Here is a 15,377-nt window from a genome sequence, read left to right as displayed (position 1 = left end):
TTGTTATATTTAGTTTTTCTCAATCCATTTTCTGGCATTGACAAAAGCTTCATGCCAAGGCGAAACTTCGTCATTTCTGTCTTTTGGATAATGTGCCCAGTTCCATTGGAACGTTGAACGCTCAATATGTGGCATCATTACCAAATGTCTTCCTGTTTTATCACACATCATTGCCGTGTTGTAATCCGAACCATTAGGGTTTGCCGGATAACCTTCGTAAGCATATTTAGAAACGATGTTGTAATTTTCTTCCGGTTCCGGTAAGTTGAATTTTCCTTCTCCGTGTGAAACCCAAACTCCTAAAGTACTTCCCGCTAATGTAGATAGCATAACCGAATTGTTTTCCTGAACGGTTACCGAAGTAAAGATACTCTCGTGTTTATTACTTTCGTTATGAAGCATTTTTCCGTGTACTTTATGTTCCGGATTGATTACTTCTAATTCCATAAACAACTGACATCCGTTACAGATTCCAACCGATAAAGTATCTTCTCTTTTGAAGAAATTAGCTAAAGCTGTTTTTGCTTTTTCGTTGTATAAGAAAGCACCGGCCCAACCTTTGGCAGAACCTAAAACGTCTGAATTAGAGAATCCTCCAACTGCACCAATAAACTGAATGTCTTCTAATGTTTCACGACCTGAGATCAAATCGGTCATGTGAACGTCTTTTACATCAAAACCGGCTAAGTACATAGCATTTGCCATTTCACGCTCAGAATTACTTCCTTTTTCACGAATAATAGCGGCTTTTGGTCTCTCGACTTCGCTCGAGATGACAGGTTTTTTACCTGTAAAGTGTGCCGGGAAAGTATAGTTTAATACTTGATTTTTATAGTTTTCGAAACGGGCCTGAGCTCTTCCGTTTTTAGATTGTTTTTGATCTAATAAATAAGAAGTCTCAAACCAGATATCTCTGTACTTCGCAATATCCAATTTGTAAGCTCCAAATTCCAAGGTGGCGGTATTTTGTACGGAACCTATTTTGAAGAACTCAACATTGTTGGCGCTTAATTTTGCTTCAACAGCTGCATTATCTTTAGCTTGAAAAACGATTCCGATGTTTTCTGCGAAAAGAATTTTTAACAAGTCTTTTTCAGCGAAAGCAGAAAAATCAATTTTAGCTCCAAGATTTACATCTGCAAAACACATTTCTAGTAAAGTAGTGATCAAACCACCACTTCCGATATCGTGTCCGGCAAGAATCTGATCTTCTAAAATTAATTGCTGAATGGTGTTAAAGGCAGTTTTAAAGAAAGAAGCATCTTTTATAGTAGATGTTTTGTTTCCGATTGTGTTTCTGGTTTGTGCAAAAGAAGAACCTCCTAATTGGAAAGCATCCTGAGACAAATTGATATAATAAATAGCATCTCCGTTTTTCTGTAAAACCGGTTCTACTACTTTTTTAATGTCGATACAATTTCCTCCGGCAGAAATAATAACCGTTCCCGGTGCAATTACTTCGTCGTTTGGATATTTTTGTTTCATCGAAAGGGAATCTTTTCCTGTTGGAATATTGATTCCTAATTCGATAGCAAATTCAGAACAACCTTCAACAGCAGCGTACAAACGAGCATCTTCTCCTTCATTTTTACAAGCCCACATCCAGTTAGCTGAAAGTGAAATTCCTTTCATTCCGTCTTTAATCGGAGCCCAAACGATGTTTGATAACGACTCTGCGATAGCATTTCTACTTCCTGCAACCGGATCAATTAAAGCGGCAATAGGAGCGTGACCGATAGAAGTTGCGATTCCTTCTTTACCTAAATAATCTAAAGCCATTACACCCACATTGTTCAATGGTAAATGTAACGGACCTGCATTTTGCTGTTTAGCCACTTTTCCACCTACACAACGGTCTACTTTATTAGTCAGCCAGTCTTTTGAGGCAACCGCTTCTAAACGTAAAACGTCTTGTAAATAACTTTCGAAATCATTTGCCGAGTAAGAAACATCAGCATATTTTCTGTCGATTGTTTTGTCTGTCATTACCGTTTTTGGTGAACTTCCGAAGAAATCTTCCAAAGCATAATCCATCGGTTTTGAACCATTTGATTTAGATTGGAAAGTAAAACGATGATCACCCGTAACATCACCCACCTGATACATTGGAGAACGCTCTCTGTCGGCAATTCTTTGTAAGGTGTCAATGTCTTTTTGGCCAATAACCAATCCCATTCTTTCCTGAGATTCGTTACCGATAATTTCTTTTGCAGAAAGGGTAGGGTCTCCAACAGGTAATTTATCTAAATCGATTAAACCTCCGGTTTCTTCCACCAATTCAGAAAGACAGTTTAAGTGTCCACCCGCACCGTGATCGTGAATAGAAACAATTGGATTATTGTCGCTTTCAACTAAACCACGAATCGCATTTGCGGCACGTTTTTGCATTTCCGGATTAGAACGTTGAATCGCGTTTAATTCAATTCCTGAACCAAAAGCGCCTGTATCTGCAGATGAAACTGCAGCACCACCCATTCCGATTCTATAATTTTCTCCACCTAGTATCACGATTTTATCGCCTTCCTGTGGTTTCTTTTTGATGGATTGATCCAGTTTTCCGTATCCGATTCCACCCGCTTGCATGATTACTTTGTCGTAACCAATTTTGCGGTTGTTTTCTTCGTGTTCGAAAGTTAAAACAGAACCAGTAATTAAAGGCTGACCAAATTTATTTCCAAAATCAGAAGCTCCGTTTGATGCTTTGATTAAAATATCCATTGGAGTCTGGTACAACCATTTTCTTTCTTCAACAGCATTTTCCCACTTACGTTCTGCGTTTAAACGAGAGTAAGAAGTCATATAAACAGCAGTTCCTGCCAATGGCAATGAACCTTGACCACCCGCTAAACGGTCACGAATTTCTCCTCCTGATCCGGTTGCAGCTCCATTGAAAGGCTCTACAGTTGTTGGGAAATTGTGTGTTTCTGCTTTTAATGAAATAACCGAATCAAATTCTTTTACTTCATAAAAATCAGGTTTATCGGCAGTTTTTGGTGCAAACTGCTGCACTTTTGGTCCTTTTACAAAAGCAACGTTGTCTTTGTAAGCAGAAACAATATCGTTAGGATTTTCCTGTGATGTTTTTTTGATTAGTTTGAATAGAGAAGTTTCTTTTTCTTCACCGTCAATAATAAAAGTTCCGTTGAAAATCTTGTGACGACAGTGCTCTGAATTCGCTTGTGAGAAAGCAAAAATTTCAGAATCGGTTAGTTTTCTTCCAAGTTTTACGGCTAAATTATCCAAATAAGCTACCTCTTCTTCACTTAAAGCTAAACCTTCCGTTTTATTGTATGCCGCAATATCATCGATATCGAGAATCGGTTCCGGTTGTACGTTGATCGTGAAAATTTCCTGATCTAATTGGCTGAATTTTTGCAAAAGCATCGGGTCAAAATCGGTAAAATCCTCCGTTGCCGGGTGAAATTCTTCAATTCTGATAATGCCCGAAATACCCATATTCTGAGTAATTTCTACTGCATTTGTACTCCAAGGTGTAATCATAGTGGCACGTGGGCCAACAAAAAAATCCGTCAGTGCGGATTTTTCGACCTTATTGGAGTCGGCAAAAAGCCAGTTTAATTTTGAAATGTCTTGAGCTGAAATTTCGTTTTGCGTTTGTACGGCAAAAACAGTTTTGCTTTGGTTTTCAAAGAAATGGATCATTTTGTGTAGTTTGTTGTATTGAAGTGCAAATTTAGTGTAAATAAATAGTAAGCGCAAATTTGAAAACCATCTCTTTTGAAAAAAAATTAAAGGCTGTTTTTTTATGAAAGCAAGTAATGCAAGTTCGTTTTGAAAGTGGGAATGAGGCGGTTGTTGTGTTTCGCTTTTTTAATCTCGCAAAGGCGCGGAGTCGCAAAGTTTTATTGGTGTATTAGGATGTTTAAACTTTGTGACGATTAGGCTTTGCAGGTGGAATTTGGACAGGCTTTGAATTGCCGTTGGTTTCAATAGACGATTCTATGTTTTTGATTCAAGGGATTTTAACCAAAATTTTAAGAGTGTAGTTTTGGCTAAAGTCTTGGGTGGGGACTTTTTTATAACCGCTGATTGAAGCCAACGGCTATTAGAAAAACATCTTAAATAATTTAAAAAAATAGCTTGTCTGATTTTTGTGAAATAAAAAAAGCGGCAATCTGCCGCTTTTAAATTATGAATATTCTAGTTTTTAATTAGTTGATTATGATTTTTTTGTAAACTGTTTTTGCTTCAGTGGCTATTTTGATAATGTATATTCCTGCTGCAAGATGTTGAACTGCTATTTCGGAATCTGTGTTATTTCGTTTTTCGAAAACTTTTTGTCCGGAAAACGAAAGGATTTCAACAGAATAGTGCTCTGTTGAATTAGGAAATCCAATAGTGAAGTTTCCTTTAGACGGATTAGGGTAAATCAGAATTTCATCGGTAGCAGTAACCGTTTCTTCTTTGCTTACTTTTGCTTTTTTACTGGCTAAATTGTTACAGGTGTCACTAGTGTAGGAATCCCACTGCGAGGTCAAATTAAATGTTGTGGATGGAGAAGTTACGGTTGCCTTTCTTCTTAGCGTAACATCGGCGGCAAAGTTGGCTGTTCCGCCACTAAACGTTCCGATCATGTCAATCAGAACACCATTTTTAAATAAACCGACAGCATCATTGCCATTAAAAGCCAGTTCGGTTGCGGTTGTCGAAATATTGGCGGCACTGGTTGAGAAACAAGTCGAGGAAATGGAGCTGTTTACCAGTACATATTTACCACCGCTGCTCAATGTTCCCGTTAAGGCTAATCCTGTACTCCAGGCACCTGCGCCATTTGTTTGTTTTTTTAGGGTGTAAATAGACAGGTTTACGGCACTTCCGGTGTTATTTGCGATTTCTAAAGCTTTATTGTTTCCGGAACCTTCAATATATTCAGAGAAAAGTAACTCGGTGGCAGCTCCGCCTGTACCGCTACTGTCGGTTGTAACGGCAATCGTAGTGCTGGCCGAAGAAGTGTTTCCTGCCGCATCTTTTGCTTTTACGTAGATCGAATAATTGGTCGAAGCAGTTAAACCTGTTAGGGTTGCAGTAGACCCTGAAACAGTAGTTTTTAAAACATTGTTGGCATAAACATCGTAACCGGTAACATTCACATTATCGGTAGAAGCGGTCCAGCTAAGCGCAATTGAAACCGCAGTTTTACTTGTTGAAGCTAAACTTGTTGGTATAGTAGGAGCCTGAGTGTCTCCGGAAGGAGAAGTGCCACCACCCCAGATTTGGTTTACATATTCCGGATGATCGATATAGGGATTTCTATTGTTTTGACGGGCATAGATGGCATTGTTTCGGGCAATTTCTCTTGCACTTACAGGATCTTGCGCATTCCATTGCAAAAGAATATTTAAGAAAACGGTTGTAAATACTTTGTTACTGGAGCCATCAAACATCGCATAACTATAACCCGAAACAGTATTCTCATAACGGGTTGCAAAGTAAAAATACATTCGGGCAATATCTCCTTTGAAATCATTTATAGGTTCAAAAACAGTTCCTGAGTACCCTGATGTTGAATTCGGACCCAGTTTTCCTCCGTTTTTAGACGTATAAGTTGGAGCATTCACCACTCCGTGCGGATAGTTGGAACGCATTCCGTTTACTTTACCATCTGTTGGTGTAATAAAATGGGCATCGGCAACCATTGGTGATTGCTCATTAAAAACCGATTGTGGAATAATATGCTCTCTGTTGTAACAATCGCCCTCTACAGAATAGTTACCGCATCTTTGTGTAGTTCCGGTACTGTAATTATAAGGGTCTTTTCCGGATGGGTTTTCGGAGTACATGTCTAAAACTGTTCCGTCATTTTCGTAGAAATTGTCTACATCTGAAGTTTGGTAGGTGGTGTATAAACCTGCATATCCGTTATTGGTATGGTCTTTTATAATGTTATACAATTGTGTTTTCAGTGTGTAACCGGTTGCGGTTGCGGTGTTGTAATAACCGGATGGAATCTGTGCGAAACCAGCAATAGTAAAGACCAGTAATAGAAACGAAGAGTAGCTTTTTTTCATAAATAATAGTTTAGGTTTGGTTAGGTGAACAAGATAAATTAAATTTTCAGAAAATTGGTAATCAGTTATTTAATTTATTGATCGCGCCAAACCTACTATTTTTATAAGTATGCGGTATTAAGAGATGTTTAAGTTTTGGATATATTTTCTTACGGTTGTTTTAGTGCTGGTTTTACACGCAGAAATTGCTGTGTTTTTTTTAAACCATATAAGTGATGTAAGTTCATTTAAACGAAACTTATATTTTCTGACATGACTTATATGGTTTAAATTCAGCGGTTATGTGGGGAGTAAAACTTATTTTTTCGGATTTTTTTATTTTGATAAACCCCGAAAAGGAGTAAAGAAGTCAAATAAGTAACATGCTATTAAGCTAAGTTTAAATGAACTTACATCACTTATATGGTTCAAATTCGGCAGCTATGTGAGCAATAGAGCTTATTCTGTAAAAATTTCACTTCAATGAACTTAGAAGCCAAATGGGTAACATACTATTAAGCTAAGTTTAAATGAACTTACATCACTTATATGGTTCAAATTCGGCAGCTATGTAAGCAATAAAACTTATTTTGTAAAAAATTTACTTCAATGAACTTAGAAACCAATTAAGTAACATGCTATTAAGCTAAGTTTAAATGAACTTACATTACTTATATGGTTCAAATTCGGCAGCTATATGGGCAGTAAAACTTATTTTGTGAAAATTTTACTTTAATGAACTTAGAAACCAAATAAGTAACATGCTATTAAGTTAAGTTTAAATGAACTTACATCACTTATATGGTTCAAATTCGGCAGCTATGTGAACTATAAAACTTATTTAGGAAAATCTTTACTCTGATAAGCACCTAAATCGGGAGGAGAGGTTCTGGCATTTCCAATAATATCCAATGGAATTGCATAAGCCTGATTTCCTTTCGCGAAAGCGGCAGACGTTTTGTCTATATTGAATTTGTTTTTGGAGGCATTATAAAACTTCGGATTTTCGTTCAGAATAATTTGATTGTAGTGAACAGGATCATTTTTAAACTGGTAATCCGGACTGTTGTTTGTGCTGCTGAATTTCAATAAACAATTATTCAATTGATATACAAATTGTGCATTTGCGCTTTTATCTAAGTTAAATTCGTTTGTGCTTGTACCATAGATAATGCAATTGTTAAAAGTAGCCTTGGTTAAATCTTTGGTTTCGGGTGTTGCACCGGCCAGACGATTGCTTAAGTGAACGGCGAAATGTTGGCTACTCGACCAATTGTTGTAAAAAGTAGCATGTGTAAAGTTGTAATCTCCACCGTAAATACAAGATAAACTCGCGAGTCCTGAATAATTTATAACAATATTCTCTCCGTTGATTCGTGCATTTTGAGCTAAAATTCCATATTGGGAACAATTGTAAATCTGTGTGTTTTTGATTTGTACCGTTGTAGCATCCTGGTTTCTGATGGATAAACCTATTGTGGCATTCTTTAATGTCAAATGATTGATGGTGTGATTTGTACTTCCGTCCGCCAGAATAACAGCGTCCCATTGTCCCGGAATATCCGCGTAAAGGGATTCCAGTCGATCTCCTCTAAAGACAACTTCGTTTTCCAGTTTTGAACTGGTTGAAGCAGCCCCGTTTATTTTTAAAGAAGCATTTTTATCTACAAAAAGTCCGGAATTGGCATGGAAATAAACTCTTGCTCCGGCTTCAAAAGTGACGGTTTTGTTTTGAGGAACTCCGGCATAACCATAAATAACGTATGGTTTAGTGTTGTTGAAAATCAGTTCGTTTCCGTTAACTGCATCTGTTTCATTTAAATAAAAACCATCAACAGCTTTTCCGTCGATTTGGATTTTTTCTTTCGTTCCGTCCGGATTTTGCTGTGGGTATAAAAAAACAGCGTCCTGAATTAAGGTTACCAAAGCTACTTTTTGCAGATTGGCTCCGCTGTCGAATTGAATTTCATCCGTGTATAAAAAATCAGTTGGGTTAGCATCTGTAATGTCAGCTGTGGTTTCTACAAAAATGTACAGACTGTCTTTAGCCAAAAGGGTAACATTGTTAAAAATCTTACCATTGTTTCCGCTCATTCCGTCTACAGTCATTCGATATTTAGAATTTAACCCTTTTTTGAGTTGAATGACCGGAATAGAAATGTCTTTTTTGCTTGTGTTGTATACTTTAAGTTGATAGGTGCTTGAGCCGATGTTTTTAAAAACAGTATCCAAATAAACAGTGTCTTTTGAAAATTTTAAATTTCCTGAACTGGCTGTGGTATCAAAATCAGTCCGACAGGAACTGGCAGCTAAAAGTATTCCGAAAATGAAGAGTACAAAAAAGTGACGCATTTGAATTGGTTTAGTTTTTTTGTTGCAGATTGGAAGGGTAAAAAAAAGATTTTTGTCTATTTAATCTTAATGCCTTCTCCCTTAATAATCTGTGAAATCCAAGGCATTGAATTTTATTGAAAATGTATTTGCCTTTGATTTATGTTTTGGTAAAAATAGCAAAAATCTGACAGGTTTATAAATGAATTTTAATATTAGAATTGGATTTTCGGATTTGTATCTCATCTTTTCTTTAATTTTACGATTTTAAAGCCTATTTTAATGAAGTATACAAAAGAACAAATTTTAGCGCACTGCAATGAGTTTTCGAAAAACACTTTGATGGAAACGTTAAAAATAGAATATATTGACGCCGGAGAAGATTTTTTGACGGCAAAAATGCCAGTAAACCCTGCTGTTTACCAACCAATGGGATTATTGCACGGAGGAGCTTCAGTCGCTTTGGCTGAAAGTGTAGGAAGTGCAGCCTCTTTTTTCTTTATAGATCCGAATGAACAAGAAGTTCGCGGAATCGAAATTTCTGCCAACCACCTAAAAAGCATTCGCGAAGGTTATGTTTTCGGAACAGCGCGAATTATTCACAAGGGAAGAAGCATTCATCTTTGGGAAATTAAAATCACTGATGAAGCCGGGAATCTGATTTCGCTCTGCAAATTGACGAATATGGTTTTGGATAGAAAGAAAAGTTAAAAATAATATTTTAAAAAATTAATGGCTCAAACAAATTCAGCGGCAGTTTCCGCTACGTTTAGAGAGAGGACCGTAAAAGCGATTCTTTCTGTTATCTTCTTTTTTATTGTCTATCTTTTACTCATTATTTCAGGTATTGGCCTTACTGTTTTGGCAGGTTATGGAGGAGTAATGCTTATTGCTGCCAAACCTAGTTTTTTGACCTTTATGATTGGTGGTGGATTATTGTGTATGGGAATTTTAATCTTGATCTTTTTGTTCAAGTTTATTTTTGTAAAAAATGTAGTTGACCGATCTCATTTAGTCGAAATTACAAGAGAAGAAGAACCTAAATTATTTGATTTTATTGAAGAGATTGTAGGTGCTGTAAAGACAGATTTTCCAAAAAAAGTGTATTTATCATCAGATGTTAATGCTGCAGTTTTTTATGATTCTAATTTTTGGAGTATGTTTTTACCGATTAAGAAAAATCTTCAAATTGGTGTTGGACTTATCAATTCAGTTTCAGAATTAGAACTTAAAGCTATTTTGGCTCACGAATTTGGTCATTTTTCGCAAAGAAGCATGAAAGTAGGAAGTTATGTTTATAATGTAAACAGGATTATCCATAATATGCTCTTTGATAATGATTCTTATAATTCTATTGCACAAAGCTGGGGAAGTGTAAATGGGTATTTTGCTTTTTTTGCCGGATTAGCAGTAAAAATTGTGCAAGGAATTCAATGGGTTTTGAGGCAGGTTTATGAGGTTGTAAATTTAAGTTATTACAGTTTATCCAGACAAATGGAATTTCATGCTGATGCCGTTGCTGCAAATGTAACGGGTTCTGAACCTTTAATCACTTCTTTACTCCGTCTGGATCTTGCTAATCATTCGTTTAATAAGGTTTTAGATTATTATGGAGATAAAATCCCGAAATCTATTAGTACAAAAAACATATATGAGCAACAGACTTTGGTGATGAATTTTATTGCAGCTAAAAGTAAATTGCAAGTTCAGAATGATTTGCCACAATTGACTACAGATTTTTTGAATCGGTATAATAAATCAAAGCTTGTAATCGAAAATAAATGGGATACGCATCCTAGCATTGAAGACCGAATTTCGGAACTAAAAAAATTAGGGATAGAAAAGTCTGTTGCAAGTGACAAATTAGCAACCTGTTTGCTAAACAATCGTGTTGATTTGCAGAATAAGTTTACAGACAAGTTGTTTTTGGCGGTTTCGTATCCGGATGCGGTCGTTTACAACAAAAATGAGCAGTTTTTTGAAGAGTTTGAAAGTGAGTTTTTGTCCGGGTCTTTTGATGAGGTTTACAATAATTATTACGATAACAAGAATCCTGATTGTAAAACTCAGGAATTAAATTCTTCAGCCGAAAAATATGAATTGAGTGATTTGTTCAGTAACGCTTCAATTGATTTGGTATACAGTTCAATTTCATTAGAAAATGACATTCAAGTTTTAAAACAAATTTCAAATGGAAGTTATAAAGTGAAATCATTCAATTATGATGGGCATAAAATTTCATCAAAAAATTGCGATGAGTTGATCGATAAATTAACAGTTGATTTGAAAGAAATTAAAGAGGAAATTCTTGAAAATGATATTCGTATTTATTCTCTATTTTTAGAACTGGCAAATAGTCAGGGTAAAGGGGGAGAGTTAAAAAACAGATATGATAGTTTTTTTGATTTAGATAAGAACTACGATGAAAAATTCGAGTATTATATGAAGATGCTGAAAGTCTCTGATTTTATGCATCATGTGGCTACTTTTGATGCTATTGAAAAGAATATGTTGCTATTAAAAGAAGAGGAAAGACAATTTAAGATTCAAATTGAAAAAATGCTGGAAAGTAATGTTTATAGGGAAGCTATAACAATTGAGATGAGAGTCTCCTTTAATAAGTATTTATCGGAAGAATGGGTTTATTTTAATGGTAATCAATATTTAGATGAAGTTTTGGAGTTGCTATCTAAATCGATGATTGATTATCAGGATGTTTTGTCAAAAACATTTTTTAAAACCAAAAAAGAACTTTTAGAGTATAAAGCTCAACTTTTACAGTATCATGAATAATTTCTTTTCTAAAATAAAAAATCATAAAGCACAAAATTTACCCTTTGTGCTTTATTCCAAACCCAATTCGAACAGAATAATTGGGCTTTTACAACAAAATAATAATTTGCATACCGTTTCTGATTTTACGGAGAAAGGATTTGTTTTTGCTTCTTTTGATGAAAAACAACTGATCCTGATTCCTGAAAATGAATCGGAAATAATTACTTCTGAACAGGAAAGTGTAGAGATCAATTTAACTGAAATAAATGATTCCGGTTTTGATGTCGCTGCTAAAAAACAATATGAAGATTTAGTAGCCAAAGGAATTGAGGCAATTAAAAACGATGAATTTAAAAAAGTGGTTTTGTCAAGAAGCGAAAGTGTTGACTTAGCCGAATTTGATTTTGCTGTTGTTTTTCAGCAATTGATTCAATTGTATCCGACGACTTTCTGTTATTGCTTTTTTCATCCCAAAGTCGAATTTTGGATGGGAGCAACGCCGGAACAACTGCTTAAAGCAAACGGAAATGAATTTGAAACCACAGCATTGGCCGGAACACAAAAAGCCAATTCGGAAGTGGAGATTTTGTGGCAACAAAAAGAAAAAGAGGAGCAGCAATATGTGACCGATTTTATCATTAAAAGACTTCGTGAAGTAGCTTTGTCTGTAAACGTTACAGAGCCTTACAGTATAAAAGCAGGATCAATCTGGCATATCAAAACCGATATTTCGGGTGTTTTAAACGAAAATTCTACTTTAGAAGAAGTTATAGATACTTTGCATCCGACACCGGCTGTTTGTGGTTTACCGAAAAAGAAAGCAAAAGCATTTATCCTTGAAAATGAAAATTACGACCGCACTTTTTATACGGGTTTTCTAGGCGAGTTAAACAGCAGTTTGGCTTCAAGTGCCGTAAGTTCTGATTTATTTGTAAATTTACGAAGCATGCAGATTCAGGAAAACAAAGCCATTTTGTATATGGGTTGCGGTATTACCAAAGAAAGTATTCCCGAAAAAGAGTGGGAGGAAAGCGTGAATAAATCAATGACCATGAAGAGGGCTTTGTCTATTAAAGCTGTATAGTCTCAGTTTTCAGTCTCAGTCTCAGTCTCAGTCTGTACTGTAAACTGCAACTTGAAACCTGCAACTTGAAACTTGAAACAAAAAAAACAAAAAGAAACAAAAAACAAAAAAAAATGAAACTAGACATATTAGCCTTCGGAGCACACCCTGACGATGTAGAATTAGGTTGTGCCGGAACCATTTTAAAAGAAGTATCACTTGGAAAAAAAGTGGGCGTTGTAGATTTAACCCGTGGTGAATTGGGAACCCGTGGTACAGCAGAAATCAGAGATCAGGAAGCAGCTGCTGCCGCAAAGATATTAGGAGTTGTAGTTCGCGAGAATTTAGCAATGCGCGATGGCTTTTTTACCAATGATGAAAATCATCAATTAGAAGTCATTAAAATGATCCGAAAGTATAAACCTGAGATCGTTTTGTGCAATGCCATTGATGACCGTCATATTGATCACGGAAAAGGAAGTAAATTAGTTTCAGAAGCTTGCTTTTTATCAGGATTAGTAAAAATTAAAACATTGATTGACGGCGTAAGTCAGGAGGCTTGGAGACCGAAAGTGGTCTATCATTATATTCAGTGGAAAAACATTGAACCGGATTTTGTTGTCGACATCACTGGATTCGAAGAAAAAAAGATTGAAGCCATTCTGGCCTATAAAACGCAATTTTATGATGCCGATTCAGAAGAACCTGCAACGCCAATTACGAGTAAAAACTTCTTAGAAAGTTTAAATTATCGTGCACAGGACTTAGGAAGACTCGTTGGAAAGGATTTTGCCGAAGGATTCACTGTTGAAAGGTGTTTGGCAGTCAATAGTTTAGAAGATTTATTGTAAATTTTTCATTTTTTTATTTGTGGAAGTAAACCTTTGTTGTATATTTGCAACCGCAAAGAAAAATGGTGGTTGTAGCTCAGCTGGTTAGAGTATTGGTTTGTGGTGCCGAGGGTCGCCGGTTCGAACCCGGTCAGCCACCCAGGATTTTGGAAAGCCTTGAAGAAATTCAAGGCTTTTTTTGTGGACTTTTTTTTTTTTTTTGAAACCATATAAGTGATGTAAGTTAATATTAGCTGGGATGCTTAATTCTTGAAAACGCTTCATCTGTTTACTATAATCCCATCCTCCGGATTAAAAAAAAAAACAATCTTTTTTATTTTAATTGTCAATAGACTCCGATTTCTAAAGCGTATAAAGAACATCTTTAAAAAAGCCAAATGTCACCCTGAGCGAAGTCGAAGGCTGCGTAAGGAACTACACAATCTTCAGACTTGAATCAAAGTTTATTTTACTTTTCTTTTTCTCGCAGATTTAGCAGATTCTTGCAAAAGCAGTGCTAAAAAATCTGCTAAATCTGCGTGCTATTTTATTTTGACATTTCTTCACCAGATTTTGTTCTTGATCCGGAATTCTTTAGAAATGCGAATATCACTCTGAGCGCAGTCGAAAGCTTCAAGAAACGAATTAGAATGTGACTCAAAGTAAAACCAAATGTCACCCTGAGCGAAGTCGAAGGTTACGTAAGGAACTACACGTCTTTTAAGCTCGGATCAATCTTCAACACTATAAAACCACTAACGATATAGAAACGTCAGTTTGTTCATCAACAAACAGACGCAGCAATTTTTCAAAAAAAATCAAGTACATTCTAAGTGATTTACAAGCAAATACAATTTTTAATGAATTTACATCACTGATATGCCATTTTTTTCTTTGCAGAAGTAAACCTTTATTGTATATTTGCAACCGCAAAGAAAATGGTGGTTGTAGCTCAGCTGGTTAGAGTATTGGTTTGTGGTGCCGAGGGTCGCCGGTTCGAACCCGGTCAGCCACCCAGGATTTTGGAAAGCCTTGAAGAAATTCAAGGCTTTTTTTGTGGTCTTTTTTTCGAAGCATATGAGTGATGTAAGTTTGATGCTTAAGTTCTGGAAAAACTTCTAAAAAAATCTCGCAAAGACGCGAAGTCGCAAAGTTTTTGTTTTGATTTTTTTACTTTGCGACTTTGCGACTTTGCGTCTTTGCGAGAAATAATTTTTACTACGCCCCAGTTTTTTGCGTTGATCCGTTTTTTGAGGATTAAATTAGATTTGAAACAATCAGAACAATCCCATAAGTTAAGCATCCCGGCTTATAGTAACTTACATCACTTATATGGTTTAAAAACAAAAAAAGCACGATCGTAAAAATCATGCCTTTCGGGTTATTATAATTTAGTTTTGTGAATTATCTAACTTCTGAAAAAGTATTTCCTTGTTTAATGTCACCTGTATTAAAGCCTTTCTCGAACCAGTACATTCTTTGTTCAGAAGAACCATGAGTAAAGGAGTCGGGAACTACATGCCCCTGCATTTTACTTTGTATGGCATCATCGCCCACGGCACTTGCAGCGCTCAAAGCTTCGTCAATATCGCCGGCATCGAGGTTTTCTTTATTATGATGTGCCCAGACTCCGGCATAAAAATCAGCTTGTAGTTCTAATGCAACAGAGAGTTTATTGGCTTCCGCTTCACTTTTTCCTTGTTGCGCTTCTCGCATTTTTGCTGAGGTGCCCAGTAAGGTCTGGATGTGATGGCCAATTTCATGCGCTATAACGTATGAAATGGCAAAGTCGCCACCCTTGGCACCAAATTTAGATTTTAGTTCCTCAAAGAAGCCTAAATCCATATATACTTTTTTGTCGCCAGGACAGTAGAAAGGACCGGAAGACGATGAGGCGCCTCCGCAGGCGGTTTGAACAGAACCTCTAAAAAGTACCAGTTTTGGTTTTTGGTACGTCATACCATTTTCTTCGAATATTTTGCTCCAGGTGTCTTCATTATAAGCCAACATAACTCGGACAAAATTGCCCATTTCTTCATCTTCTTTGCTTAGCGGAGCAGCAGCCTCAGTCTGGGTTTGTTGCCCACCTTGTAGTTGTTCTAAAACCGGGGTTATAAGTTGCGCATTTTCACCGCCAAAAATGTTTACTAATAGTATAATAATACCAATAATTCCGCCTCCTACGGCTACTTTTCCGCCGGAAATAGATCTTCTGTCTTCAACATTGTCACTTTGTCTTCTGCCTTGCCATTTCATATCGTGTTGTATTAGTGGTTATTGTGGTTATGGTCTTACGAATTTATATATTTTTTTGAAACAAAAGCCAATCAGGAGGATTAACTTTTTATTTATCTAAAGGTAGTAGAGCTA

The 15,377-nt window shown here is 36.2% G+C and carries 8 protein-coding genes and 2 tRNA genes; 6 read left to right on the top strand and 4 right to left on the bottom strand.

Features of this window, described 5'->3' with window-relative positions; genetic code table 11:
* Positions 1-9 precede the first annotated feature (9 nt).
* From purL to LNP23_RS20460, 3 genes are all read right to left on the bottom strand, one after another.
* Positions 10-3,663 carry a phosphoribosylformylglycinamidine synthase gene (purL, locus tag LNP23_RS20470; RefSeq protein WP_230002668.1) on the bottom strand — a complete coding sequence of 1,218 codons (3,654 nt, stop codon included), beginning with the start codon at positions 3,661-3,663 and terminating at the stop codon, positions 10-12.
* Positions 3,664-4,172: 509 nt separating this feature from the next.
* A complete protein-coding gene (locus tag LNP23_RS20465; protein ID WP_230002667.1) occupies positions 4,173-6,029 on the bottom strand; it encodes an endonuclease in 1,857 nt (618 codons plus the stop codon).
* A gap of 816 nt (positions 6,030-6,845) precedes the next feature.
* On the bottom strand, positions 6,846-8,360 hold the full coding sequence (locus LNP23_RS20460) for a hypothetical protein (protein ID WP_230002666.1): 1,515 nt from the start codon (positions 8,358-8,360) through the stop codon (positions 6,846-6,848).
* Between the two features lie 261 nt (positions 8,361-8,621).
* Here LNP23_RS20460 and LNP23_RS20455 point away from each other — a divergent pair, with 261 nt between their 5' ends.
* The 6 genes from LNP23_RS20455 to LNP23_RS20430 all read left to right on the top strand — a co-directional run bounded on the left by LNP23_RS20455 (position 8,622) and on the right by LNP23_RS20430 (position 14,022).
* Entirely contained in the window at positions 8,622-9,050 is a 429-nt protein-coding gene (locus tag LNP23_RS20455; RefSeq protein WP_047773634.1) for a PaaI family thioesterase, read from the top strand.
* Positions 9,051-9,071: 21 nt separating this feature from the next.
* On the top strand, positions 9,072-11,132 hold the full coding sequence (locus LNP23_RS20450) for a M48 family metallopeptidase (RefSeq protein ID WP_230002665.1): 2,061 nt from the start codon (positions 9,072-9,074) through the stop codon (positions 11,130-11,132).
* Positions 11,125-12,198, top strand: coding sequence for a chorismate-binding protein (locus LNP23_RS20445; RefSeq protein WP_230002664.1), 1,074 nt, complete (start codon positions 11,125-11,127; stop codon positions 12,196-12,198). Before LNP23_RS20450 ends, LNP23_RS20445 begins: the two co-directional genes overlap by 8 nt.
* A gap of 113 nt (positions 12,199-12,311) precedes the next feature.
* Entirely contained in the window at positions 12,312-13,028 is a 717-nt protein-coding gene (gene bshB1 / locus LNP23_RS20440; RefSeq protein ID WP_230002663.1) for a bacillithiol biosynthesis deacetylase BshB1, read from the top strand.
* 65 nt (positions 13,029-13,093) lie between these two features.
* Positions 13,094-13,167 (top strand) — tRNA-His (locus tag LNP23_RS20435).
* 781 nt (positions 13,168-13,948) lie between these two features.
* Positions 13,949-14,022, top strand: a tRNA-His gene (locus tag LNP23_RS20430).
* 389 nt (positions 14,023-14,411) lie between these two features.
* Here the strand turns inward: LNP23_RS20430 and ypfJ are convergent.
* Positions 14,412-15,263: a KPN_02809 family neutral zinc metallopeptidase gene (ypfJ, locus tag LNP23_RS20425; protein ID WP_047773627.1), complete on the bottom strand. Its 852-nt coding sequence runs from the start codon at positions 15,261-15,263 to the stop codon at positions 14,412-14,414.
* Positions 15,264-15,377 lie beyond the last annotated feature (114 nt).

The sequence above is a fragment of the Flavobacterium cupriresistens genome, assembly GCF_020911925.1.
In the GTDB taxonomy this organism is placed as follows: Bacteria; Bacteroidota; Bacteroidia; order Flavobacteriales; family Flavobacteriaceae; genus Flavobacterium; species Flavobacterium cupriresistens.
This window is presented reverse-complemented; position numbering and strand designations above follow the sequence as displayed.